The 21,874-nt window shown below is 63.8% G+C and carries 23 protein-coding genes; 10 read left to right on the forward strand and 13 right to left on the reverse strand.

From position 1 onward, the window contains the following. Window positions 1-10: 10 nt before the first annotated feature. From AC1D1N_RS02715 to hemC, 3 genes are all read right to left on the reverse strand, one after another. A complete protein-coding gene (locus AC1D1N_RS02715; RefSeq protein ID WP_477346449.1) occupies window positions 11-1,522 on the reverse strand; it encodes a COG4223 family protein in 1,512 nt (503 codons plus the stop codon). A 112-nt stretch (window positions 1,523-1,634) separates the two neighbouring features. Continuing rightward, window positions 1,635-2,348, reverse strand: a complete 714-nt coding sequence (locus tag AC1D1N_RS02720; protein ID WP_477346451.1) for a uroporphyrinogen-III synthase — start codon at window positions 2,346-2,348, stop codon at window positions 1,635-1,637. A 1-nt stretch (window position 2,349) separates the two neighbouring features. Further along, window positions 2,350-3,273: a hydroxymethylbilane synthase gene (gene hemC, locus AC1D1N_RS02725; RefSeq protein ID WP_477346453.1), complete on the reverse strand. Its 924-nt coding sequence runs from the start codon at window positions 3,271-3,273 to the stop codon at window positions 2,350-2,352. A 121-nt stretch (window positions 3,274-3,394) separates the two neighbouring features. Between hemC and tsaD the strand changes: the two genes are divergently transcribed. The 6 genes from tsaD (at window position 3,395) to AC1D1N_RS02755 (ending at window position 7,441) form a co-directional block, all read left to right on the forward strand. Beyond that, window positions 3,395-4,480 carry a tRNA (adenosine(37)-N6)-threonylcarbamoyltransferase complex transferase subunit TsaD gene (gene tsaD / locus AC1D1N_RS02730; protein WP_436262346.1) on the forward strand — a complete coding sequence of 362 codons (1,086 nt, stop codon included), beginning with the start codon at window positions 3,395-3,397 and terminating at the stop codon, window positions 4,478-4,480. Next, window positions 4,477-5,493: an NAD(P)H-dependent glycerol-3-phosphate dehydrogenase gene (locus tag AC1D1N_RS02735; protein WP_112561240.1), complete on the forward strand. Its 1,017-nt coding sequence runs from the start codon at window positions 4,477-4,479 to the stop codon at window positions 5,491-5,493. Before tsaD ends, AC1D1N_RS02735 begins: the two co-directional genes overlap by 4 nt. A 27-nt stretch (window positions 5,494-5,520) precedes the next feature. Further along, window positions 5,521-5,817 carry a YciI-like protein gene (locus tag AC1D1N_RS02740; protein ID WP_436262310.1) on the forward strand — a complete coding sequence of 99 codons (297 nt, stop codon included), beginning with the start codon at window positions 5,521-5,523 and terminating at the stop codon, window positions 5,815-5,817. A gap of 29 nt (window positions 5,818-5,846) precedes the next feature. Continuing rightward, window positions 5,847-6,272 carry an EVE domain-containing protein gene (locus AC1D1N_RS02745; RefSeq protein ID WP_112621800.1) on the forward strand — a complete coding sequence of 142 codons (426 nt, stop codon included), beginning with the start codon at window positions 5,847-5,849 and terminating at the stop codon, window positions 6,270-6,272. Beyond that, the gene (locus tag AC1D1N_RS02750; protein WP_477346455.1) at window positions 6,227-6,925 is read left to right on the forward strand and encodes a class I SAM-dependent methyltransferase; all 699 of its coding nucleotides are present in this window, start codon (window positions 6,227-6,229) and stop codon (window positions 6,923-6,925) included. The genes AC1D1N_RS02745 and AC1D1N_RS02750 overlap by 46 nt, the downstream gene beginning before the upstream one ends. A gap of 93 nt (window positions 6,926-7,018) precedes the next feature. Then, window positions 7,019-7,441, forward strand: coding sequence for a DUF1761 domain-containing protein (locus AC1D1N_RS02755; protein ID WP_112561236.1), 423 nt, complete (start codon window positions 7,019-7,021; stop codon window positions 7,439-7,441). 24 nt (window positions 7,442-7,465) lie between these two features. Here the strand turns inward: AC1D1N_RS02755 and gcvA are convergent, their stop codons facing one another. Further along, window positions 7,466-8,416 (reverse strand): transcriptional regulator GcvA, encoded by a 951-nt coding sequence (gcvA, locus tag AC1D1N_RS02760; protein ID WP_192254763.1) that lies wholly within the window; start codon window positions 8,414-8,416, stop codon window positions 7,466-7,468. Between the two features lie 130 nt (window positions 8,417-8,546). Here gcvA and AC1D1N_RS02765 point away from each other — a divergent pair, with 130 nt between their 5' ends. Next, window positions 8,547-8,801, forward strand: a complete 255-nt coding sequence (locus AC1D1N_RS02765; protein ID WP_477346458.1) for a hypothetical protein — start codon at window positions 8,547-8,549, stop codon at window positions 8,799-8,801. A 112-nt stretch (window positions 8,802-8,913) separates the two neighbouring features. On the opposite strand, the gene AC1D1N_RS02770 is transcribed toward AC1D1N_RS02765, so the two are convergent. Continuing rightward, window positions 8,914-9,450: a L,D-transpeptidase family protein gene (locus tag AC1D1N_RS02770; RefSeq protein ID WP_477347361.1), complete on the reverse strand. Its 537-nt coding sequence runs from the start codon at window positions 9,448-9,450 to the stop codon at window positions 8,914-8,916. A gap of 145 nt (window positions 9,451-9,595) precedes the next feature. Here AC1D1N_RS02770 and AC1D1N_RS02775 point away from each other — a divergent pair, with 145 nt between their 5' ends. Both AC1D1N_RS02775 and AC1D1N_RS02780 read left to right on the forward strand, forming a co-directional pair. Further along, window positions 9,596-10,279 carry a response regulator transcription factor gene (locus AC1D1N_RS02775; protein ID WP_112561232.1) on the forward strand — a complete coding sequence of 228 codons (684 nt, stop codon included), beginning with the start codon at window positions 9,596-9,598 and terminating at the stop codon, window positions 10,277-10,279. Window positions 10,280-10,495: 216 nt separating this feature from the next. Then, window positions 10,496-10,951, forward strand: coding sequence for a cyclic nucleotide-binding domain-containing protein (locus tag AC1D1N_RS02780; protein WP_477346459.1), 456 nt, complete (start codon window positions 10,496-10,498; stop codon window positions 10,949-10,951). 2 nt (window positions 10,952-10,953) lie between these two features. Here AC1D1N_RS02780 and AC1D1N_RS02785 read toward each other — a convergent pair whose 3' ends face one another. The 7 genes from AC1D1N_RS02785 to AC1D1N_RS02815 all read right to left on the reverse strand — a co-directional run bounded on the left by AC1D1N_RS02785 (window position 10,954) and on the right by AC1D1N_RS02815 (window position 19,452). Next, the gene (locus AC1D1N_RS02785; RefSeq protein WP_477346461.1) at window positions 10,954-11,565 is read right to left on the reverse strand and encodes a GNAT family N-acetyltransferase; all 612 of its coding nucleotides are present in this window, start codon (window positions 11,563-11,565) and stop codon (window positions 10,954-10,956) included. Continuing rightward, a complete protein-coding gene (locus tag AC1D1N_RS02790) occupies window positions 11,566-12,396 on the reverse strand; it encodes an exodeoxyribonuclease III (protein ID WP_477346463.1) in 831 nt (276 codons plus the stop codon). It abuts the gene before it with no gap. 160 nt (window positions 12,397-12,556) lie between these two features. Next, the gene (locus tag AC1D1N_RS02795) at window positions 12,557-13,237 is read right to left on the reverse strand and encodes an outer-membrane lipoprotein carrier protein LolA (RefSeq protein ID WP_112561228.1); all 681 of its coding nucleotides are present in this window, start codon (window positions 13,235-13,237) and stop codon (window positions 12,557-12,559) included. 152 nt (window positions 13,238-13,389) lie between these two features. Continuing rightward, a complete protein-coding gene (locus tag AC1D1N_RS02800; protein ID WP_436262316.1) occupies window positions 13,390-16,056 on the reverse strand; it encodes a DNA translocase FtsK in 2,667 nt (888 codons plus the stop codon). 502 nt (window positions 16,057-16,558) lie between these two features. After that, window positions 16,559-17,989, reverse strand: coding sequence for an ammonium transporter (locus tag AC1D1N_RS02805; RefSeq protein WP_436262317.1), 1,431 nt, complete (start codon window positions 17,987-17,989; stop codon window positions 16,559-16,561). A 31-nt stretch (window positions 17,990-18,020) separates the two neighbouring features. Continuing rightward, on the reverse strand, window positions 18,021-18,359 hold the full coding sequence (locus AC1D1N_RS02810) for a P-II family nitrogen regulator (RefSeq protein WP_023670499.1): 339 nt from the start codon (window positions 18,357-18,359) through the stop codon (window positions 18,021-18,023). Window positions 18,360-18,576: 217 nt separating this feature from the next. Continuing rightward, complete coding sequence (locus AC1D1N_RS02815) at window positions 18,577-19,452, reverse strand: acyl-CoA thioesterase (RefSeq protein ID WP_477346466.1); 876 nt, start codon at window positions 19,450-19,452, stop codon at window positions 18,577-18,579. Between the two features lie 114 nt (window positions 19,453-19,566). On the opposite strand from AC1D1N_RS02815, the gene AC1D1N_RS02820 reads away from it, so the two are divergent. Next, window positions 19,567-20,823, forward strand: a complete 1,257-nt coding sequence (locus AC1D1N_RS02820; protein WP_436262318.1) for a ubiquinone biosynthesis hydroxylase — start codon at window positions 19,567-19,569, stop codon at window positions 20,821-20,823. A 273-nt stretch (window positions 20,824-21,096) separates the two neighbouring features. On the opposite strand, the gene AC1D1N_RS02825 is transcribed toward AC1D1N_RS02820, so the two are convergent. Beyond that, window positions 21,097-21,627 carry a hypothetical protein gene (locus tag AC1D1N_RS02825; RefSeq protein WP_352586492.1) on the reverse strand — a complete coding sequence of 177 codons (531 nt, stop codon included), beginning with the start codon at window positions 21,625-21,627 and terminating at the stop codon, window positions 21,097-21,099. Window positions 21,628-21,874 lie beyond the last annotated feature (247 nt).

Below are 21,874 nucleotides of genomic sequence, written 5' to 3' on the forward strand. Positions count from 1 at the left end.
CGTGTCGTCCTCATGCCTTCATCGCGCCGGCAATCAGCGCGTCGACCTGCGTCTCGACCTCGATGCGCGCCTTCAGTTTGCCGGCAAAGTCGGCGCCCGCCGCCTTGACCGCATCGGGCAGCGTCGCATACTCGCTGAGCGCCTTGGCGTAGTCGCCCTGGTTGACCGCCACCTCCATGCGCGCCACGGTTTCGGGCGCGCCGACGCCCTCTACGGCACCGATCGGCCGTACCTTGACCAGCGATTCGGCACTCGACAAAAGGTTCTGGAAGAAGCCAGCATTTTCGTCGACCGGCGTCGCGGCAGCGACCATCGCATTGGCCGCGGCATCAACCTCGCCGGCGATTTCGGTGCGGGTCGGCACGCCCTTTTCGGCATAGGGGCGCAGCGCCGCAATCTGCGGCGCATCGGGCGAGATCGCCGCGAAGGTTTCCAGCTCGGCGGCAAACGGCGCGCCACGGTCGAGCGCCGACTTCAGCGCCGAAGCGGCGATGGCCATCGCGATCTTCGGCTGCGAGGCCTGCGCATCGACCTTGCCAGCGAGCTGCGTCACCGACTGTTCGAGCGCGGCGATCTTGGCCTCCTGCGCTTTGGCTGCCTCGCCGGCCGATTTCACCAACGTATCCAGACCAGCCAGCTTTTCGGTGAGCGGCGCGAGGTCGACGGGCGCCGTGCTGCCGGCCTGGCCGAGCGCGGCGACCGCTGTCTCGATCTGCTTGACCTTGTCGCCGAGCGCGGCAAGCCCGGCATTGTCGCCGGCGCCGCCTTGCTCGACCGCCGATTTCAGCGATGCGACATCGGCCTTCACCTGATCCAGAGCCGACGACAGCCCGTCCACCTTGGCCGTTGCGGCGCCACTGCCGCTGGCTTCCCTGAGGTCGGCGATTTCGCTCTTCAGCGAGGCGATCTCGCCATTGACGCCGTCGAGCGAGACCGTGCCACCGCCCGAACCCGGAGCGCCGAGCACGCCGGCAAACTGCAGCCCGCCGGCGGCGGCCAGCGCGATGACACCGCCAATGATGCCGGCGGCAATGCCGTTGGAACGCTTCGGCTGCGCTGCCATGGGCTGGCTCCTCACCTCGGCTGTATCAGGCGTTTCCTTAGATGCACCCGGCTTGGGCGAGGCATCCTCGAAACTGTAATCGGAGGTCCTGGCGTGCGACGGCGCGTCCGAGGCGGCGGGATAGGGCCTCTCCGGTTCGCCGGACACCTTGGCACCGGTGCTCTCCGGCGCGGCCTGCGCCGCGGCGTCGGAATGCTCCCACGGCTCGAGATCAGCTTGGTCAGCATGAACCGGCTCGTCAGGCGTCTCCGGCTGTGCATCGGCCGTGGCAGCCGCCTCCTCGTGCATGACCGATTCGGCCGAGGTCTCGGTCGCATCGGGGCTAGGGGATGCCGCCACATCGCCATCCGCCTTGGCGGCATCCGCATCGACGATGCGCGAGACGGCGCCGGGTTCGAGCTCGATGGTCACCGGCTCGCGGCGGCCTTTCGAATGTCGCATCTTTGGCGTCTTGACCATGCCTGGGCTCCGCAAATCCTGCTTCGTCTCAACGCCTGACGGCGCGTGATGGTTTAAAAATGGTCTAGCACATCACCAAGCGGTGAAAAGGGGCGGCGTGATGACACGGGGGTCAGGGGGCCGCACGCAACAGCTCAAGCAACGCCTCCTCCTGCGGTTCCCGGGCAATCACTATTTTTTTGCCGGCGGCATTGCCGAAGGCAGCTGCTATGCGCTCAGAGAGGGCAAAAATCCGCGCCTTTCCAAGGAGATCGCCCAATTCCGCCCGCTTGGCCAAGGCCTGCAACGCTGCCGCCCCCTTGGCCGAATAGAGCAGCACCGCATCAACCGCCTGACCGGACAGGCGCGCACGGATTTCATCATCGGAATGGTTCAGTGAGACAGTGTCGTAGGTTTCGATGGCGCGGACCTCGACACTGGCCTGCCGCAGCCGCGTCTCGAAAGCCGGAAACCGCACGCGTCCCGTGAGATAGACGATTGCCTTGCCGAAAATGCCGGCGGCAATCGCTTCGGCCAGTTTCTCGGCGTCGCCCGGCCCTTCGTGGACCGACAAAAACCCAACCGCGCGCGCCGCTTCAGCCGTCCTTGCGCCGACGGCATGGCAAGGCAAGGCGGCAAGCGCCGCGATGAGCTCTTTAGGCGCATGGCGCACGGCATTGGCGCTGGTGATCGCGACGGCCACGGCATTGTCGCCTGCTGCGCTAGCATCGACCGGCAGCGCGACGGTTTCGGTCAATGGCAGAAGGATCGGCTCAAATCCCAGCCCCTGCAACCGCCGCATGGTGCGCGACGCCCCGGGTTGCGGCCGCGTCACCAGGACACGCATATCAGACCCAGCCGTCGAAGAAGGTTTCGCCGGCCTTGGCCCGCACCGTTTTGGCGGCGTCCATGCCGATACGGGCGGCATCCTGCGCCGGACCCTCGGCCTTAACCTCATGCGACTGCGTGCCGTCGGGCGAAATGATCAGCCCGGCGAAGGTCAGCGTGCCGTCCGCTATCGTGGCATAGCCGGCGATCGGCGTGCGGCAGGAGCCGTCGAGTGCCGCCAGAAAGGCGCGCTCGCAGGCCAGCGCCTGGCCCGTCGGCACATCATGGATGGCGGTCAGCATCTGTTCCACAGCGCTGTCGCCGACGCGGGTTTCGATGCCGATCGCGCCTTGCCCCGGCGCTGGCGGAAAGGCGTCGAGCGGCATCAGATCGGTGACGACATGGCCGAGCCCGAGTCGCTTCAACCCGGCATAAGCGAGGATCGTGCCTTCGGCGACGCCTTCGTCCAGCTTGCGCAGCCTGGTCTGCACATTGCCGCGGAACATCACCACGTCGAGGTCCGGCCGCATGCGCCGGATCAGCGCCTGGCGCCGCAGCGAGGACGAGCCGACCTTGGCGCCTTGCGGCAGGTCGACAATCCGCTCTACTGCCTTGCCTATGAAGGCATCGCGCGCGTCCTCGCGCGGCAGGAAGGCGGACAGCTCAAGCCCATCCGGCAAGACCGTCGGCATGTCCTTGGAGGAATGCACGGCGATATCGATCGTGCCGGCCAGCAGCGCCTCTTCGATCTCCTTGGTGAAAAGCCCCTTGCCGCCGGCTTCCGACAGCGGCCGGTCCTGGATGCGGTCGCCGCTGGTCGAGATGACGACGACCTCGAAGGCTTCCGCCGGCATGCCATGCGCTTCCATCAGCCGCGCCTGCGTCTCATGCGCCTGAGCGAGCGCGAGCGGGCTGCCGCGTGTTCCGATTTTCAAAGTTTGCATGGCGCGCGGTCCGTGATAACCCCCCGGCTGGCTTTGCGTTTCCGGCACTCTCCCTAACGAGGCCCGCCTCTACTAACTAGGAAAGTCCGGCGACACAATCTCTGGAGACAGCGACGAATTGATCCGCGTTCTGGGCATTGAGACGAGTTGCGACGAGACCGCCGCCAGCGTGGTGACGTTGGACGGCGCTTCCGCGCCGGTCATTGCGTCCAACATCGTGCTCAGCCAGATCGAGGAGCACGCCGCCTTCGGCGGCGTCGTGCCGGAGATCGCCGCGCGCGCCCATGTCGAGGCGCTGGACGGGATCGTCGAGGCAGCCCTTGCCGATTCGGGCACAACGCTTGCCGACATCGACGCCATTGCCGCCACCGCCGGGCCTGGTCTGGTCGGCGGGCTGATTGTCGGCCTGATGACGGCCAAGGCGATTGCGGCCGCCGCCGGCAAGCCGCTGATCGCCATCAACCATCTCGAAGGCCATGCCCTGACCGCAAGGCTGACCGACGGGCTCGACTTTCCCTATCTGCTGCTGCTGGTCTCCGGCGGCCACACGCAAATCGTCGCCGTGCGCGGCGTCGGCGACTACCAGCGCTGGGCGACGACCATCGACGACGCGCTCGGCGAAGCTTTCGACAAGACGGCGAAAATGCTCGGCCTGCCCTATCCCGGCGGCCCGAATGTCGAGAAGGCGGCAGCAACGGGCGATGCGACCCGCTTTGCCTTTCCACGGCCGATGAAAGGCTCGGCGCAGCCCGATTTCTCCTTCTCCGGTTTGAAGACCGCCGTGCGCCAGGCGGCAACCGCCATCCAGCCGCTGAGCGAGCAAGATGTCGCCGACATCTGCGCCTCGTTCCAGGCGGCGGTGGCCGATGCGCTGGGCGACCGCGTTGCCCGTGCGCTGGCCCGCTTTCGCCAGGAATTTCCGGACAAGGCCATGCCCTCGCTGGTCGTTGCCGGCGGCGTCGCCGCCAATCGCACGATCAAGGCGACGTTGCACAAGCTGTGCGCCGAGGCCGGCTTTGCCTTCGTCGCGCCGCCGCTGAAACTGTGCACCGACAATGCAGCGATGATCGCCTGGGCCGGCATTGAGCGGCTGCGGGCTGGGTTGTCGCAAGAGAACGGTTTCGATTTCGTGCCGCGTTCGCGCTGGCCGCTGGACAGCATTTCGGCGCCGATGGTCGGTTCCGGCCGGCGTGGAGCGAAAGCATGACCGGCAGCAAGGCAAGCGACAGGGACAAGACCGGCTGGCGCGTCGCCGTGCTCGGCGGCGGCGCCTGGGGCACTGCGCTGGCGCTGGCCATGCTGCGCGCCGGCCACGATGTCCGGCTCTACGCCCGTGATGAAGAAACGGTCGCCGCCATCCACCGCGGTGAGAACCCGCGCTATCTCCCCGGCATCGCCATCGAGCCCGGCATCGCGGCGACGAGCGATATTGGCGCTGCGCTGACTGACGCCGATTGCGTGCTGGCCGTGGCGCCGGCGCAAGCGCTACGCGCCATGCTGACGACGACAAAGCCCCATATGCCGAAAGGCATTCCGCTGGTTCTTTGCGCCAAGGGCATTGAGCGCGACACCGGCGCGCTGTTGTCGGCAATCGTCGCGGACATTTTACCGGAAACCCCGGTCGCAGCCTTGTCCGGCCCAAGCTTCGCCGCCGATGTCGCCAGGGGCCTGCCGACCGCCGTCGTGGTTGCCGCCCGTGATGACGCCCTGGCGGCCGAGCTTGCCGCCCGCTTTTCGGCGGAAAACCTGCGCTGCTATTCCAGCGACGATTTGATCGGCGTCGAGATCGGCGGCGCGCTGAAGAATGTCTTTGCCATCGCCGCCGGTGCCGTCACCGGCGCCGGGCTCGGCGCCAGCGCGCAGGCCGCCATGGTGACGCGCGGGTTCGTCGAATTGCGCCGCATCGGCGCGTCCTTCGGTGCAAAACCGGAGACGCTGATGGGGCTTTCCGGCCTCGGCGATTTGCTGCTGACCTGCTCGTCCGCCCAGTCGCGTAATTTCGCCTATGGCTTGGCCTTGGGGCAAGGCAAACCGCTTGCCGGCCTGCCGCTCGCCGAAGGCGTGCCGACGGCGGCGATCGCTGCCCGCATCGCCACCGAGCGCGACATCGACGCGCCGATCATTACTGCGGTGTCGGCGATACTGGATGGCACGATCACCATACGGCAGGCTGTGTCCGCCCTGATGACGCGGCCGCTGAAGACCGAAGCTGATCTCTGATCTCGGACAAACCGGAGTATTGAAAAGATGCTGTTTGCGTTGATTTGCAAGGACAAGCCCGGCAGCCTGCAGGTGCGCGTCGACACGCGGCCCGCCCACGTCGCCTTTCTCGAGGGCTTGAACACCGACAGGACATTGGCCTTTGCCGGTCCGTTCCTCGATGCCGACGGCAAGCCGAACGGCAGCCTCGTCGTCGTCGAGGCCCCGGATCTGGCCGGTGCGCAGGCGCTGTCGGCCGCCGACCCCTATGCCAAGGCAGGGCTGTTTGAAACAGTCGAAATCCGCCAGTGGAACTGGACCTTCAACAAGCCGGCGGCTAGTTAATTCGGGCTACGCCAAGGAGGAGCAAAGACATGAACTACTGGCTGTTCAAATCCGAACCTTCGGTCTTTTCCTTCGAGGCGCTGAAGGCCAAGGGCAAGGCCGGCACGCAATGGGACGGCGTGCGCAACTATGCGGCGCGCAACAACATGAAGGCGATGCAGATCGGCGATCTCGGCTTCTTCTACCATTCCAACGAGGGGCTGAACGTCGTCGGCATCGCCGAAGTCTGCGCGCTTGCCCATCCCGACAGCACCACCGACGATCCGCGCTGGGAATGTGTCGATATCCGCGCCTTCAAGGACGTGCCGAACCCGCCGACGCTGGAACAGGTCAAGGCCAATCCGAAACTCGCCGAGATGGCGCTGGTCAGGCTCGGGCGGCTTTCCGTGCAGCCGGTGACTCCGGCCGAATGGAAGGAAGTCTGCCGCATGGGCGGCCTGACGCCCGCTCCGTGACGGTCCTCACGCCGAACAGCGCGAAAAAGTTCATTCTCGACAACACGGCTCTGATGACGCCGCCGCACGTGCCGGAAATTTTTCTGCGCCTTGCCGATGAGGCGCATGACCTCTGGCAGCGAACCGAGGACGAGTTGGCCGAAATCGGCTTGCCGCCGCCCTTCTGGGCCTTTGCCTGGGCCGGTGGCCAGGGCCTTGCCCGCTATATCCTCGACAACCCGTCTGAAGTGCGCGGCAAACGTGTGCTCGACTTCGCTTCCGGCTCCGGGCTTGTCGCCATCGCCGCCGCCAAGGCCGGTGGTTCACAAGTGATCGCCGCCGACATCGACCCGTTCTGCGAGACGGCGATCCGCCTCAACGCCGAGGCCAACGGTGTTGCCATCGAGTTTTGCGGCACAGACTGCATCGGCACCGATGCCAGCTGGGATGTGATTTTAGCCGGCGACGTTTTCTACGACCGATCCTTCGCCGACACGCTGATGCCGTGGTTTTCGACGCTGAAGGCGCGCGGCGCCGACATCCTCGTTGGCGATCCCGGCCGCTCCTACATGCCCAAGGCCGGACTGGAGCCGCTGGCCGTCTACGAAGTGGCCGTGACGCGGGCGCTGGAGGATGCGCTGGTCAAGCGCACCACCGTCTGGCGCTTCGCTTGACGGCGCTGCCGAACAGGCGTTCCATCGCGGGATTGATTTGAGAATACGCATGTCGTTATCCCAAGACCGCGACATGCTTGAGGGGAGGACTTTATGGATTTTTCAGCAGTGAACTGGCTGGCGGTCGTTGTCGCGGCCGTGGTGGCGTGGCTGTTCGGCGCCGTCTGGTACATGGCTTTGAGCAAGCCGTGGCTGAAGGCGGCCAAGCTCGATCCGGCGACGATGAGCAAGTCGAAGCTGCCCTTCGTCATCTCCTTCATAGCCGAACTCATCATGGCGCTGGTTGTTGCTCTGGTTGTCGGGGCCATGACCGGCGGCGAGCCGGCCCTTACCGCCGGCCTGGTCTTCGGCTTCGTCCTCTGGCTGGGCTTCGTCGCCACGACGCTGACGGCCAACCACCGCTATGAGAATTTCGGCTGGGACCTGACCCTGATCGATGGCGGCCACTGGCTCGGCGTGCTTTTGATCATCGGCGCGGTGATCGGCTGGTTCGGTGCACCGGTCGTCGCCGGCTGAGGCCCTTCCAGAGTCGAGGATGACCTATAACTCGTCCCATGTCCGGCGCGTCGGGTCCGGCTGCGGGTTGTGGACTTCGCCCAGGATCCAGTCCTTGAACGCGATGATCCTGGCGTCGTTTGCCGATGCGGCTGGATAAACCAGGAAATAGGCGAACTCAGCCGCGACCTTGAGGCCGAGTTCGAATGGCCGCACCAGCCGTCCCTCCGACAGGTCGTTGGCCACCATGGCGAAATCGGCGAGCGCCACCGCATTGCCGTCGAGCGCCGCCTGCACCGCATCTGACGAAGAGCCGAAAACGATGGTCCGGCTGTCATCAAAATCGTCGATGCCTGCCGCCGCCATCCACATGCGCCAGTTCGGCCAGGTCACGCCCTGGCGCGCCCATACAATATGGGCAAGCGTGTGCCGGAACAGGTCGCGCGGCTCTCGAAGCGGTGGACCGGAGGTCAGCAAAGCCGGGCTGCACACCGGAATGATGATGTTGTCGAACAGACGGTGGCTGACAATGCCCGGATATTTCCCGGTGCCGAAGCGAATGCCGATATCGACGTCGTCGCGATCGAAATCGCGCACCTCATAGGTGATGTCGAAGCGAAGTTCGATCCCGGGTTGATGCTTGCGGAAATCGTCGACACGCCGCATTAGCCATTTGGTCGCAAATTGCGGGTCGAGCGTAATTTTCAGGAGCGCCATACCGCGCGTCATCTTTTGTGCCCGCGACACCGCCCGGTTGAGCAGGTCGAGCGCATCGAGCGAGGCTTCGAAAAGCACCGTGCCTGCCTCGGTCAACCGGATGGTCCGGCTGGTGCGGGTAAACAGAACGATGCCGAGCTGATCCTCGATTTCCTTGATCTGGTGGCTGACCGCCGCCGGCGTCAGCCCGAGCTCGTCCGCGGCCCGGGTGAAATTGAGGTGCCGGGCCGCCGCTTCCAGCGTCCTCAGTGCGCGGGTTCCGGGCAGCAGGCGGGCCAATCGATCTCCAAATAAAACTTGATGATATGGAGAAAACTACTCGTTTCTCCTTTGTCTTTCAATCCGACATGATGGGCGCAATCGAAACACCATCAAACCGGATTTGATATCCGGAGGAACGGATCACACCATGTCCACCGTCGCTTTTCATTCACCGATCGCCCGGCCGTCTTGGCTGCGCGCCGTGCTCGACTGGCTTCGTCACGCCAGGATCGCGATCCACCTCACCCAGCAAAATGTCGTCCACCAGGACGTCGAGGATCTCTCCGACCGCGAGCTGCGCGACATTGGCGGCGAACGCAAGGATGTCGCCCACGCCATGGACCGGGAGCTGGGCAGGCTGGGACTGCTGGATATTGGCTGGCAGAGGAATAGGCAGTGGTGAAAAGGCAGTAGGCAGTAGGGGAAAAATGAGACGGCACCGACACGCGGCCCTCCTGCCTCCTGCCTCCTGCCTCCTGCCTCCTGCCTCCTGCCTCCTGCCTCCTGCCTCCTGCCTACCTAACCACCCTCACCACCGTCCTGTCCGACACCAGCGGCAACAGCCGCGCCATCGTCCGCGCGGTTACCGCCACGCAGCCTTGCGTCGGCGTGAAGCCGGGACGCGCCAGGTGGAAGAAAATGGCGCTGCCGCGCCCGCGCTGGCGCGGCGCCATGTTCCAGTCGAGCACCAGGCAGGCGTCATAGAGGCGATCATCGCGCCGCATCCGCTCATGGCTGGCGCCGTAGGGGATTTTCACCGGCCGGTTGTAATTGCGGTCGTCCGGCACCTCGCACCAGCCGAGGTCTGGGCCGATCGGCGCCATTGCCAGCCGGGTTTTGCGGGCCGCCGGAAAATGATCGCCCCGAAAATATCCCGATAGAATCCGCATCTCGCCAAGCGGCGTCGCGCCATCGCCCTCGCGCTTGTTGGCGGAGATGCCGCCGCGTCCGAGCGCGCACGCGAACACCTTGCTGCCGGCCTGCAAAATCCCCTGGCTTGGGTTGCCGGGCCTCGCCCGTACCACCAGCACCCGCAGCCCTTTAGGCAAAATTGCGCCGGCTGCATTGCGAACGCGTTTTTTCTTGTATGATCGTGTCACGGAACAAATCACTGTGATCGGACTGTTGCGCCGGTCAGCTTCCGCATAAATGGGGGTCGGTCAACTGAAAATTCTTTTCAAAACAACGGATTGATCCATGACATCACGTACCATTCTTATCGTTGACGACGATGACGACCTGCGCGGAACCCTCGTCGAGCAACTAGCCCTTTACGAAGAATTCGACGTCCTGCAGGAAGCGACCGCCGCCAAAGGTGTTGCTGCTGCGCGCGGTGGGCTCATCGACCTGCTCATCATGGATGTCGGCCTGCCCGACATGGATGGCCGCGAGGCAGTGAAGATCCTGCGCAAGGGCGGCTACAAGGCGCCGATCATCATGCTGACCGGCCACGACACCGATTCCGACACGATTCTGGGCCTCGAGGCCGGCGCCAACGACTATGTCACCAAGCCGTTCCGCTTCGCCGTGCTGCTTGCCCGTATCCGTGCGCAACTGCGCCAGCACGAGCAGAGCGAGGACGCCACCTTCTCGGTCGGTCCCTATACGTTCAAGCCCAGCCAGAAGCTTCTGATCGACCAACGCGGCGCCAAGGTGCGGCTGACGGAGAAAGAGGCCTCGATCATCAAATATCTCTATCGCGCCGACCAGAAGGTGGTAACGCGCGACGTCTTGCTCGAGGAAGTGTGGGGCTACAATTCCGGCGTCACCACGCACACGCTGGAAACCCACGTCTACCGGCTGCGCCAGAAGATCGAGCGCGATCCTTCCAATGCTGAAATTCTTGTGACAGAAAGCGGCGGCTACAAGCTGGTTCCTTAAACATTTCATTATTCAATAGGCGGTCGGGGCGGGACTGTTTCGGGTACGATCCGGCTGGAGGGGCCTGGATCGACCCGCGCATCGGCCCAAAATCGATTCGGTTTTGGGGAAGAACGCTGCGCAGATTGAAAATGTTGGAGCGTCTTTGCGCGACCAGGAGGACGCGCGGCGCTCTAAGGGAGGGATTGGACTGACCGTTCGGGGACGCAGCTAGAGATGGCGTTGGATGACGACATCCGCATCCTGTCTGCCGTGAAGCTCTTTGAGGGTTTCACGCAGGAACAGCTGCGTCTGCTCGCCTTCGGCGCCGAAGCCACGCATCTGCAGGCCGACCGCAAGCTGTACCGCGAAGACGACGAAGCCGATTCAGCCTATATCGTGGTCAGTGGGAAGATCGTGCTCTACCGCGAGCAGGATGGCGACCGCATCCCGATCGGCACCGCCGGTCCGGGCACGATCCTGAGCGAACTGGCGCTGATCGCCGACTCAAGGCGACTGACCAGCGCCTCGGCCGAGACCGATTCGGAAGTGATCCGCCTCAGCCGCAAGATGTTCCGCCGCATCCTCGAGGAGTACCCCGACGTGGCGGTGAAACTGCACCAGCACATCCTCGACGATTTCCAGGCCATGATCGCCCGCATAGAGAAGCTGGCGCCGCGGTTTGGCGAATAAGTCTAATTACCGTCTCGAACGGGTTTTGGCCTGAACAGGCACCAGAATGGCTTTCCGGGTGCAAGTTCACCTTGGCCGAGGAGTTGAAACCCGCAACGCTCATAGAAAGCCAAATTCTTTCGTTGTGCGGTTTCGAGAAACGTCCCTTCCGAGACAGGATCTCTTTCGGCAAGATCGCAATAGGCCTTGATGAGCGAGCCGCCAGCCCCTTTTCCCTGCATTGAGGGGTGAACGCCCAAGACCCCAAGATAGAAATGCGGTTCCTGCGGCTTGTATTTCTCGCTGATGGCGTCAGCCCTATCGAAGCGGGAAGCCATCGATGCCTGCCTTTGCTGAAGCAGAGCCCATCTCTCCTGGTGAGCCGGAAGCCATTCATGCCGCTGCGTATCATAGCCCATCACCGCACCAAGGATGCGACCCTCGCTCTTTAGCAACAGCACAGGCATTCCAAGCGCCAAGCGCGCCGCCATCAGGATCGAGAAGAACTCCGTCACCAGGTACTGACGCTGCGGAGGATCGAAGAAAAAACTCATCTGCGGATCATCGGCAAAGGCAGCCGCCAGACAGTCGGCCGCCGATGTCACATCCGGCTCTCGCGCTGCCACTATCTCCATTCAACGACCCCTTTGGCTCGCGGACGACTCCAGATCGAACCGCGCAATCACCGGCACATGGTCCGACGGTCGCTCCCAGCCGCGCGCGGCGCGAAGGATCTCGTAGCCGGCAAAATTGGGCACCAGGTTCGGCGACGACCAGACATGGTCGAGCCGCCGGCCACGGTTTGAAGCTTCCCAGTCCTGCGCCCGGTAGCTCCACCAAGTGTAGAGCTTTTCTTCAAGCGGCACGGTGAGCCGCATCAGGTCGACCCAGTCGCCGGCGATCCGCATCGCCTCGAAATTTTCCGTCTCGATCGGCGTGTGGCTGACGACGTTGAGCAATTGCTTGTGCGACCAGACATCGTGCTCCAGCGGCGCGATGTTGAGGTCGCCGACCAGGATCGAGGCTGACACCTCATCATGCGCGGCGCGGATGGCGTTCATCTCGGCGACGAAATCCAACTTGTGCCGGAACTTGCTGTTGATCTCGGGATCGGGCTCGTCGCCACCGGCCGGCACATAGAAATTGTGGATGAGGATCGCCTTGCCGCCGGCCTGTACCTTGACCGACAAATGCCGACTGTCGTCGATCTCGCAGAAGCGCCGCTTTTCGACCACCTCGATCGGCCGCCGCGCCACCGTCGCCACGCCGTGATAGCCCTTCTGGCCATGGAAGGCGATGTGCTCGTAGCCCGCCTTGCGGAAGGCTTTTTCCGGAAACAGCTCGTCGGGAACCTTCGTCTCCTGCAGGCAGAGCACATCAGGCGCCTGCTCCGCCAGCAGCCGCTCGACGATCGGCATGCGCAGGCGCACGGAGTTGATGTTCCAGGTGGCGATGGAAAAGGGCATGCAGGAGTCCGGTTCGAGGCAGCGAAAATCCCGCCGGGACAGCCCGACAGGACATTGTGCCTATGAAATTGGTCCTGGAACTACTGCCAGCCACACGATCTAAAAACAAGCGGGCGTTAACCGCCAACGGGGCAGGAGGAATGCCCGCAGCGGCAGAACACTATCTGGTCTTGGTGTTCAGCTCGCGGTTCGCCGTATAATCGATGGCAAAGGTATCCGCAGGGAAGCTGACGCCTTCCTTGGTGTTGTAGATCATCACCGTGGTGTCCTTGCCCTGTGCGTCGGTGATGGTCCACTGGCGCAGATCATAGGATTTCGGATCGAACATCATGGTGATCTTCGAATTGCCGAACACCGACTTGTCGGCGAGTTGGATGGTGGTGAGGTCGCTCTCTTCCTTGATCGATTTGACGCGCCCGCCGGAGAGGTCGATCCGGTTGTCGAGCAACAGCTTCAGCGGCGTCTTCGACAGCGGATAGAGATCGGACGTGTTCAGCCGCTTGTTGAGGATGACCACCGACTTGCCGTCGGAAATCACCCGGAAATTCGACTTGCCCTCATAGTTGAAGCGGATTTTGCCCGGCCGCTCGAGGAAGAACTTGCCGCCGGTCTGCTGGTTGTTGGGCCCGAACTGGACGAACTCGCCGCTCATCGATTTGACCGAGGAGAAGTGGTCGGCGATCTTTTGCGCCGTCGGCGGCACCGCCGCCTGCGCAGAGGCCAGAAGCTGGAACCCCGGCATGACATTGACGGCCGCGGCGCCGGCAAGAACCAGGCCAAGGCCGAGCAGCTGGCGGCGGTTTGGAGCGAAATCGCTGAGCGCGGAAGGATCGTTTTTCATGCCGGTCACTCTCGTGTGGTGTGTGTCTCGTTGCAGTCCGTGGACCCCCAGTTAGACTTAAGTTTGGCGGCCGAACGGCACTCTGTCGCTTGAACGCGCCAAAAGGTTCAAGGTTGCCGCCGGGCGGTCTTTGCCCCGGCGCTATTGGCCAATCAGAACTTGTCGTCCTCCGTCGGCACCAGGATCTCGCGTTTGCCGGCATGGTTGGCCGGGCCGACAATGCCTTCCTTCTCCATCTTCTCGATGATCGACGCCGCGCGGTTGTAGCCGATGCCGAGCCGGCGCTGGATGTAGCTGGTCGAGGCCTTGCCGTCGCGCAGCACCACGGCCACCGCCTGGTCGTAGGGATCGTCGGAATCCTCGAAATTACCGCCACCGCCGCCGCCGCCCTTGCCTGACGGCTCGTCGTCATCGTCTTCGCCGTCATCTTCGGTGATGGCGTCGAGATATTCGGGCACGCCCTGCAGCTTCAGATGCGCGACGATCCTCTCGACCTCGTCGTCGGAAACGAACGGACCGTGCACGCGCTGGATGCGGCCGCCGCCGGCCATGTAGAGCATGTCGCCCATGCCCAGCAGCTGCTCGGCGCCCTGCTCGCCCAGAATGGTGCGGCTGTCGATCTTCGACGTCACCTGGAAGGAGATGCGGGTGGGGAAATTGGCCTTGATGGTGCCGGTGATGACGTCGACGGACGGGCGCTGGGTGGCCATGATGACATGGATGCCGGCGGCGCGCGCCATCTGCGCCAGGCGCTGCACCGCGCCTTCGATGTCCTTGCCGGCGACCATCATCAAATCGGCCATCTCGTCGATGATAACGACGATATAGGGCATCGGCTCGAGGTCGAGATTCTCGGTTTCGTAGATCGCCTCGCCGGTCTGGCGGTCGAAGCCGGTCTGCACGGTGCGCGAGATTTTTTCGCCCTTCTTCTCGGCCAATTGCACGCGCGCGTTGAAGCCGTCGATGTTGCGCACGCCGACCTTGGACATCTTGCGGTAGCGGTCTTCCATCTCGCGCACGGTCCATTTCAGCGCCACCACCGCTTTCTTCGGATCGGTGACGACAGGCGTCAAAAGGTGCGGGATGCCGTCATAGACCGAGAGTTCAAGCATCTTCGGATCAATCATGATCAGCCGGCAGTCCTGCGGCGTCAGCCGGTAGAGTAGCGACAGGATCATGGTGTTGATGGCGACCGATTTGCCGGAGCCGGTGGTGCCGGCGACCAGCACGTGCGGCATCTTGGCTATGTCGACGATGACCGCCTCGCCATTGATGGTCTTGCCCAGCGCCAGCGCCAGCTTGGCCTTGGTCGTTTCGAAATCGCGGCTGGCCATGATCTCCCTGAGATAGACGGTCTCGCGCTTGGCATTCGGCAGTTCGATGCCGATGGCGTTGCGGCCGGGCACCACGGCGACACGGCAGGCGATGGCGCTCATCGAACGGGCGATGTCGTCGGACAGGCCGATGACGCGCGACGATTTGATGCCGGGCGCCGGTTCCAGCTCATAGAGCGTGACCACCGGGCCGGGCCGGACGGCAATGATCTCACCCTTGACGCCGAAATCCTCAAGCACGCCTTCGAGCAGGCGCGCATTCTGCTCCAGCGCGTCCTTGGACAGGCTGGCGTCGCGCACCACATTCTTCGGCTCGGACAGGAAATGCAGCGATGGCATTTCGAAGGTCTCCGAGCCGATCAGCGAGGTCTGCGCCTCGCGCTGGACGCGGGCGCCAGGAGCGGGACGCGGCGCAGGTGCTGCAACACGGGTCACAGCATCGGAGCGGAAGTTCTGCACCTTGGCATTCGGCGCGGCACGGCGTTGGACCGGCTCGTCGTCGAGATCGACCTCTTCGTCACCATTGTCGAACCCGGCATCGAGGACGTCGTCATCGTCCGGATCGACGGAAACGCTGCGGTCATTGACCATGGCGGCGAAGAATTCCGGCTCGACGCGGGCTCGGCCATCCGGGCTCATCCGCGCTTCGGCGAATTCCGCCGATTCGACCCGTTCGGCGGCACGGCGCCATGCGGTGGAGCGCTGCTCCATCTCCGGTTCGTACTCGTCGCGCTCCTGCTGGCGACGTACGGCCCGGCGATGCATCCAGGCACGGAACGACAGCCACCAGTGCGTAATTGCGCCGAGCGCCAATATGCCTTCGTCGCCCTCGTCCTCGTCTTCGTCGAAGAGCAGGTCGTCCTCTCGGGGATCGGGCTCGGCAGTCCGCTCCATGACGGCAAAGCCGTTCTTGCGCGCAATCAGCGCCGAGCCATAGGCAAACAGCCACAGCGCCGGCGCAATGAGCAGGATCGCAATGATGCTGGCAACGAGGCCGGTCGGGTAGCCGCCAATGAGCAGGCCCGGGATGTTAAGCACCATGTCGCCGAACACGCCCCCGAGGCCGGTCGGCAGCGGCCAGGTCTTGGGCGGCACCACGCAGCCGGCCATCGCCGCTGCAAGCAGCGCGAAGCCGAACCAGGCGAGGCCGCGCTTCGGCAGCCTGTCGACGCCACGCGCCGAAAACAGGAGAAAGCCCCAGATCACCGCCGGCACCAGCGCGGCAACGGCGGCGAGGCCGAAGAACTGCATGGCGAGGTCGGAGAACACCGCGCCCGCATAGCCCATGGCGTTGGTGACGATGTTGTCGGTGGCGTGCGAGAAGCTTGGATCGGCGACGTTCCAGGTGGCCAGCGCCGCGACCCCAAAGGCGACCAGCATAAACAGGCCGGCGCCGACCAGCCGCCCGACCTGGCGCCGCGCGAATGCCTGGATGCCGTGCCCCGTATCGGTCAGCGCGAGCGGTGCTGAAGCCCCTGAACGCATGCTCTTCCCCGTCTGTTTTTGCCTGGCCGGGCGCATGACGCACTCCGGCAGATTCGAACGCCAGACTATCGGGGGGAAGGTTAAGGCCGCATTAACTATAAGGCCGTGGGCAACGATCTTGCACAGAGCGCGCCACGGCCGTTTCGACTCATGCCTGCTGCGACAAAGGGATGCCAGCGGTGACACGGGACAGTTTTTAACGCTTTGACAGCGTCGGCTTCTCATAGGCTTTTTTCATGGTGAGACGTCCTGTTCGAGTGAGGTCGCGAATCTCGCGATCTTCCACGAGGTGCCACACCGGTCCGGCGCTTGCATCCCCCGCGCGGGGACGCTGGGGCCATCACTTGCGTCGATCATCAGTTGGCGCCGCCGGGCGCCCGGATGACGGTAATGCAAAAAAAGAGGCCCGGAATGACCCGGGCCTCAAAGCGTGAGCCCTTTTCGGGAGCGTCACGACGGGATGGGAGAATGCGGGGGCGGCCGAGGCCGCCCCCCGGAAGGCTTACGAGTGATAGGCCGCTTCGCCATGCGAGGTCAGGTCGAGGCCTTCGCGCTCGGCATCGGCCGTCGGCCGCAGACCGATGATCAGGTCAACGATCTTGTAGAGGATGGCGCTGCCGATGCCCGACCACAGCAGGGTCACCAGGACGCCCTTGCCTTGCGCCAGAAGCTGTGTGGCCGTGCCGGCATAGCCGGCGGCGAAGTCGGCGGTCGAATAATCGACGATGCCGGCGCCGCCGAGGGCGGGATTGACCAATATGCCTGTGCCGAGCGCACCGATGATGCCACCGATGCAATGGACACCGAAGACATCGAGGCTGTCGTCATAGTCGAACGTGTTCTTCACCACCGAGACGAAGAAATAGCAGACGAAGGTGGCGACGATGCCAAGCACGATGGCGCCCATCGGACCGGCAAAACCGGCCGCCGGCGTGACCGCGACGAGGCCGGTGACCGCACCCGAAACAGCGCCGAGCATGGAGGCTTTGCCGCGCAGCAGCGATTCAAGCACGATCCAGGTCACTGCCGCCGCCGCCGTGGCGACGAAGGTGTTGATCATGGCCAGCACCGCATAGGCGTTCGCTTCGAGGTTCGAACCGGCGTTGAAGCCGAACCAGCCGACCCACAGCAGCGAGGCGCCGACCATTGTCAGCGTCATCGAGTGCGGCGCCATGATGTCCTTCTTGTAGCCGATGCGCTTGCCGATCATCAGCGCGCCGACGAGGCCGGCAATGCCCGCATTGATGTGAACGACCGTGCCGCCGGCGAAATCGATGGCGCCGAAGCTGAAGATCAGGCCGGACGGGTCGGCATAGGCGCTCGGCCCCCCCCAGAACCAGACCATGTGCGCGATCGGGAAGTAGATGACCGTCACCCAGAGGATAACGAAAAGGATCAAGGCGGAGAATTTGACGCGTTCGGCGAAGGCGCCAACGATCAGGGCCGGCGTGATGCAGGCGAAAGTCATCTGGAAGACAACGAACACCAGTTCAGGAATGGCGACGCCCTTGCTGAAGGTTTCCGACAGCGTCGACACATTGACGCCGGAGAGAAACATCTTGGAGAGGCCGCCGACGAAGGCGTTGCCCGGGGTGAAAGCGAGGCTGTAGCCGTAGAAAACCCAGATGATCATGACCACGCTGGTGATGGTGAAGACCTGCATCAGCACCGACAGCATGTTCTTGGTGCGAACCAGGCCGCCGTAGAAAAGCGCAAGGCCGGGAATGGTCATCAACAGCACCAGCACGGTGGAGATCATCATCCACGTGGTGTCGCCCTTGTCGACGGTAAAGGCCGGCGCTGCTGGCGCTGCCGCGACCACGGCGGGTGCCGCTTCCTGCGCCAAGGCAGCAACCGTGCCCAATGCTCCGAGCGCGAACGAGCCCAGCAGCGCGGAGCGCGCCACTGTCTTCAAGGTGGAAGGAATATTCATTGAACTCTCCATTGGAATACGTGTTCGCCGCTTAGAGCGCGTCGGTGTCTGTTTCGCCGGTACGGATGCGCACCGCCTGATCGATGCCGAAGACGAAGATCTTGCCGTCGCCGATCTGGCCGGTCTTGGCTGCCGCCGTGATGGCTTCGACGGCCTTGTCGACCAGGTCGGTGCTGACCGCGACTTCGATCTTGATTTTCGGCAGGAAACTGACCGCGTATTCCGCACCGCGATAGATTTCCGTGTGTCCCTTCTGACGCCCGTAGCCTTTGACTTCGGTGACGGTCAGGCCCTGGATGCCGACGGCGGTGAGCGCTTCGCGCACCTCGTCGAGCTTGAACGGCTTGATGATTGCCATCACGATTTTCATAAGGTTTCACCCTTTGCTGTTGCGGTCCCCCGCGTTTTACACCTTCACCGATCCCAAAGAGCCCGGAGAGTGCCCAACAGGATTCAAGCTCCGTGCCAATTGCCGAAGCAGTGTTTTAACTCATTGTAAACAAACAGATTGACCGGGCCGCAGCAGCGCGGTGCACATTGTCACCGGGCAGTCACTGATTAAAAAATGGGCAATTTTTAGAAAATGCCTATTCGGCAGGCGGACGCTTCAGGCGGATCAGGCCTTCCTGGGCAACCGAGGCGATCAGCGTGCCGTCACGGGCAAACAACGAGCCGCGGGTGAAGCCGCGCGACCCTTGCGTCGACGGGCTGTCCTGCGTGTACAGGATCCAGTCGTCGAGCGGATGGCTGCGGTGAAACCACATGGCGTGGTCGAGGCTCGCCGCCTGGATGTCGCGGTCGAAAATGGCGCGTCCGTGCGCAAAGGTCGAAGTGTCCAGCAACGTCATGTCCGAGAGGTAGGAAAGCACCGCAGCCTGTATGCCGCGGTCGGCCGGCACCGGGCCGGTGGTGCGGATCCAGATGTTCTGCTGCGGCTCCAGCTTTTCGCGGCTGGTGTAGTGTTTCAGCATCACCGGCTTCATCTCGATCGGCCGGTCGCGCTCCCAGTAGCGCCTGATGCCGTCCGGCACCGCCTCGCCGAATTTGCCCAGCAATTCACGCTGCGACAACAGGCTGTCGGGCGCCGGCACGTCGCGCGGCATCGGCAGCTGATGCTCCAGTCCCACCTCGTCCTGCTGGAACGAGGCCTCCAGCGAAAAGATCGCCTGGCCATGCTGGATCGCCACCACGCGGCGCGTGGTGAAGGAGCCGCCGTCGCGGATGCGGTCGACCTCGTAGACGATCGGCACCTTGGTGTCGCCCGGCCGCATGAAATAGCCGTGCAGGGAATGCACATGGCGCTCGGGCTCGACCGTGCGCTGGGCGGCGACCAGCGCCTGGGCGATGGTCTGGCCGCCGAAGACGCGCTGCCAGTCGAGCTTTGGGCTGCGACCACGGTACAGATTGTGTTCCAGCTGCTCGAGGTCGAGAATGCTGAGAAGCTCGTCCATGGCCGCTGTCATGCTTCGTGACCTCGCCTTAAAGATGCTATGGCGGTTTCGGACAGGAATGGCAGGCAGTCAAGGCCGCAATGTCCCCATGGAGGCAGGGCGGTCATGGCTTCGAAAGGAATTGACATGGCAGACCGCAAGACGGATGCAAAAAACTCGCTCGATGTGCTGATCGCCGGCGCCGGCTATGTTGGCCTCGCCGCCGCCGTCTCGCTGAAACAGGCGCGGCCGAACCTGGCGGTTGCCGTCGTCGATGCAGCTCCAGCCGGCGTCTGGCAGAAGGACGGCCGCGCCTCGGCGATCGCCGCCGCCGCTTGCCGCATGCTCGACCAGCTCGGCGTCTGGCAGGAAATCGTCGGCCACTCGCAAGCTATCACCGAAATGATCGTCACCGATTCGCGAACCGCCGATCCGGTGCGCCCGGTGTTCCTCACCTTCGACGGCGAGGTCGCGCCGGGCGAACCGTTCGCCCACATGGTCGCCAACCGGGATCTGAACGGCGCCTTGCGCCGCCGCGCGCAAAAGCTTGGCATCGATATCATCGAAGGTGTCGCGGTCAGCGCCTTCGACACGAACGGCGCCGGCGTCACCGTGCATCTGGCCGACGGCGCGACGCTCAAAGCGCGGCTGCTTGTCGCCGCCGACGGCGTCAATTCGAAATTGCGCGACATGGCTGGCATCAAGACGGTGAAATGGGAATATGGCCAGTCCGGCATCGTCTGCACGGTGGCGCATGAGCGCCCGCACAATGGCCGCGCCGAGGAGCATTTCCTGCCCGCCGGCCCGTTTGCCACTTTGCCGCTGAAGCCGACCGAGGACGGCACCAACCGTTCATCGCTGGTCTGGGTCGAACGCTCCGAGGATGCCGAAAAACTGGTGGCCGGCGACGACCTCGTCTTCGAGCATGAGCTGGAACTCCGCTTCGGCCTCAAGCTCGGCGAGATCCGCGTCACCGACAAGCCACGCGCCTGGCCGCTCGGCCTGACCCTCGCGCGCGCCTTCGTCGCCCCGCGCATCGCGCTTGCCGGCGACGCCGCCCACGGCATCCACCCGATTGCCGGCCAGGGCCTCAATCTCGGCTTCAAGGATGTGGCGGCGCTGGCCGAAGTGATTGTCGAGGCCGATCGCCTTGGGCAGGACATCGGCGCGCTCGACGTGCTCGAGCGCTACCAGCAATGGCGCCGCTTCGACACCGTGCAGATGGGCGTCACCACCGATGTGCTGAACCGGCTATTTTCCAACGACATCGGCCCGCTGCGCCAGCTCCGCGACATCGGCCTCGGCCTCGTCGAACGCATGCCCCGGCTGAAGGAGTTCTTCATCCGCCAAGCGTCGGGGCTGTCGGGCGACACGCCAAAGCTGCTCAAGGGTGAGGCGATTTGAAGCCCTCACGGTGCGAGCGACAGATTATCGAAGGTCAGCGCCGCCCCTCATTGCCCTGCCGGGCATTTCTCCCCGTATAGTGACGGGGAGAAAGGGCTTACCGCACCCTCGGCACTATTTCTTGCAACGCTGGAGATTAGCGAAATCATCGATGAGAGCGCCCCCTCTCCCCGTCCCTATACGGGGAGAGGATGCCGGCAGGCAGGTGAGGGGCAGCGCAAACGCTGGCCATGGATTCAAATCTGAAGCAACCGCCCCGAATATCGGCACACCTCAGTTCACCTCGAAACCCAGCTTCTGCCGCAGCCGCAGCATGCGCTGGTCGGCGACCTTGAAGCTCTGCTCGCCACCTTGCGCGACGCGGTTCAGCATCTGCAGCAGATCTTCCCGCTCGTGCGGATCGAGGCGCTCGCGCAGGAAAGGCGCCAGCTTGTCGATGACGATGGTCGTGTCGTCGATCTGCGCCGAGGCCCACTTGGCGTAGACGACGGCCTCGTCGGTTTTCTTCTGGTTCTCGGCAATCTGCGAAATCACTTCGCGGATGATGGTTTCGCGCTTCGGCAGGATCGGGCCGTGCTCCGCAGCCATGGCAGTGATCAGCGTTGCCGCCGCCACGACCGGGTCGTCGATCGCCGTCAGCGGCGACAGCGCCGCCTGCTTGCGCAGCTTCTTGCGGCGGATGTTGCCCTGGACGCGCCCGACGACATCGGCGACCTCGCGCGCGGCGTCGTTCATGGCCTTCATGCGGTACCACCAGAACGCCGCCGCTCCCAGCACGCCGAGAAGAGCAATCAGAAAAGGCATGTCGAAAATTCCCCCAAAATCCCGGCGACGATAAGAGAACTCCGACGTTGCTTCAACACGCAAGAATTGCGGCTGGTTAAGAAAACAGAGGGTTTCCCCCTGGAGCACCGACACCGGGACCGAACATCTTGTTTTCAGGTCGCCGGCCGCAAAGCCAATCAGACGATGCCCCTTTTGCGATAACGCCATTATCCGGCTCAGCACCCCTCATGCAAGAAATTTCACTGCATGATTTTTAATGCATACT

Source organism: Mesorhizobium sp. P2_B5 (assembly GCF_056404775.1).

Bases quoted from the DNA above. Each gene is read 5' to 3' on its own strand.
- AC1D1N_RS02715 (WP_477346449.1), bottom strand. From the start codon at position 1,522: ATGGTCAAGACGCCAAAGATGCGACATTCGAAAGGCCGCCGCGAGCCG.
- AC1D1N_RS02720 (WP_477346451.1), bottom strand. From the start codon at position 2,348: ATGCGTGTCCTGGTGACGCGGCCGCAACCCGGGGCGTCGCGCACCATG.
- hemC (WP_477346453.1), bottom strand. From the start codon at position 3,273: ATGCAAACTTTGAAAATCGGAACACGCGGCAGCCCGCTCGCGCTCGCT.
- AC1D1N_RS02735 (WP_112561240.1), top strand. From the start codon at position 4,477: ATGACCGGCAGCAAGGCAAGCGACAGGGACAAGACCGGCTGGCGCGTC.
- AC1D1N_RS02740 (WP_436262310.1), top strand. From the start codon at position 5,521: ATGCTGTTTGCGTTGATTTGCAAGGACAAGCCCGGCAGCCTGCAGGTG.
- AC1D1N_RS02745 (WP_112621800.1), top strand. From the start codon at position 5,847: ATGAACTACTGGCTGTTCAAATCCGAACCTTCGGTCTTTTCCTTCGAG.
- AC1D1N_RS02750 (WP_477346455.1), top strand. From the start codon at position 6,227: ATGGAAGGAAGTCTGCCGCATGGGCGGCCTGACGCCCGCTCCGTGACG.
- AC1D1N_RS02755 (WP_112561236.1), top strand. From the start codon at position 7,019: ATGGATTTTTCAGCAGTGAACTGGCTGGCGGTCGTTGTCGCGGCCGTG.
- AC1D1N_RS02765 (WP_477346458.1), top strand. From the start codon at position 8,547: ATGTCCACCGTCGCTTTTCATTCACCGATCGCCCGGCCGTCTTGGCTG.
- AC1D1N_RS02775 (WP_112561232.1), top strand. From the start codon at position 9,596: ATGACATCACGTACCATTCTTATCGTTGACGACGATGACGACCTGCGC.
- AC1D1N_RS02780 (WP_477346459.1), top strand. From the start codon at position 10,496: ATGGCGTTGGATGACGACATCCGCATCCTGTCTGCCGTGAAGCTCTTT.
- AC1D1N_RS02785 (WP_477346461.1), bottom strand. From the start codon at position 11,565: ATGGAGATAGTGGCAGCGCGAGAGCCGGATGTGACATCGGCGGCCGAC.
- AC1D1N_RS02790 (WP_477346463.1), bottom strand. From the start codon at position 12,396: ATGCCCTTTTCCATCGCCACCTGGAACATCAACTCCGTGCGCCTGCGC.
- AC1D1N_RS02795 (WP_112561228.1), bottom strand. From the start codon at position 13,237: ATGAAAAACGATCCTTCCGCGCTCAGCGATTTCGCTCCAAACCGCCGC.
- AC1D1N_RS02800 (WP_436262316.1), bottom strand. From the start codon at position 16,056: ATGCGTTCAGGGGCTTCAGCACCGCTCGCGCTGACCGATACGGGGCAC.
- AC1D1N_RS02805 (WP_436262317.1), bottom strand. From the start codon at position 17,989: ATGAATATTCCTTCCACCTTGAAGACAGTGGCGCGCTCCGCGCTGCTG.
- AC1D1N_RS02810 (WP_023670499.1), bottom strand. From the start codon at position 18,359: ATGAAAATCGTGATGGCAATCATCAAGCCGTTCAAGCTCGACGAGGTG.
- AC1D1N_RS02815 (WP_477346466.1), bottom strand. From the start codon at position 19,452: ATGACAGCGGCCATGGACGAGCTTCTCAGCATTCTCGACCTCGAGCAG.
- AC1D1N_RS02820 (WP_436262318.1), top strand. From the start codon at position 19,567: ATGGCAGACCGCAAGACGGATGCAAAAAACTCGCTCGATGTGCTGATC.
- AC1D1N_RS02825 (WP_352586492.1), bottom strand. From the start codon at position 21,627: ATGCCTTTTCTGATTGCTCTTCTCGGCGTGCTGGGAGCGGCGGCGTTC.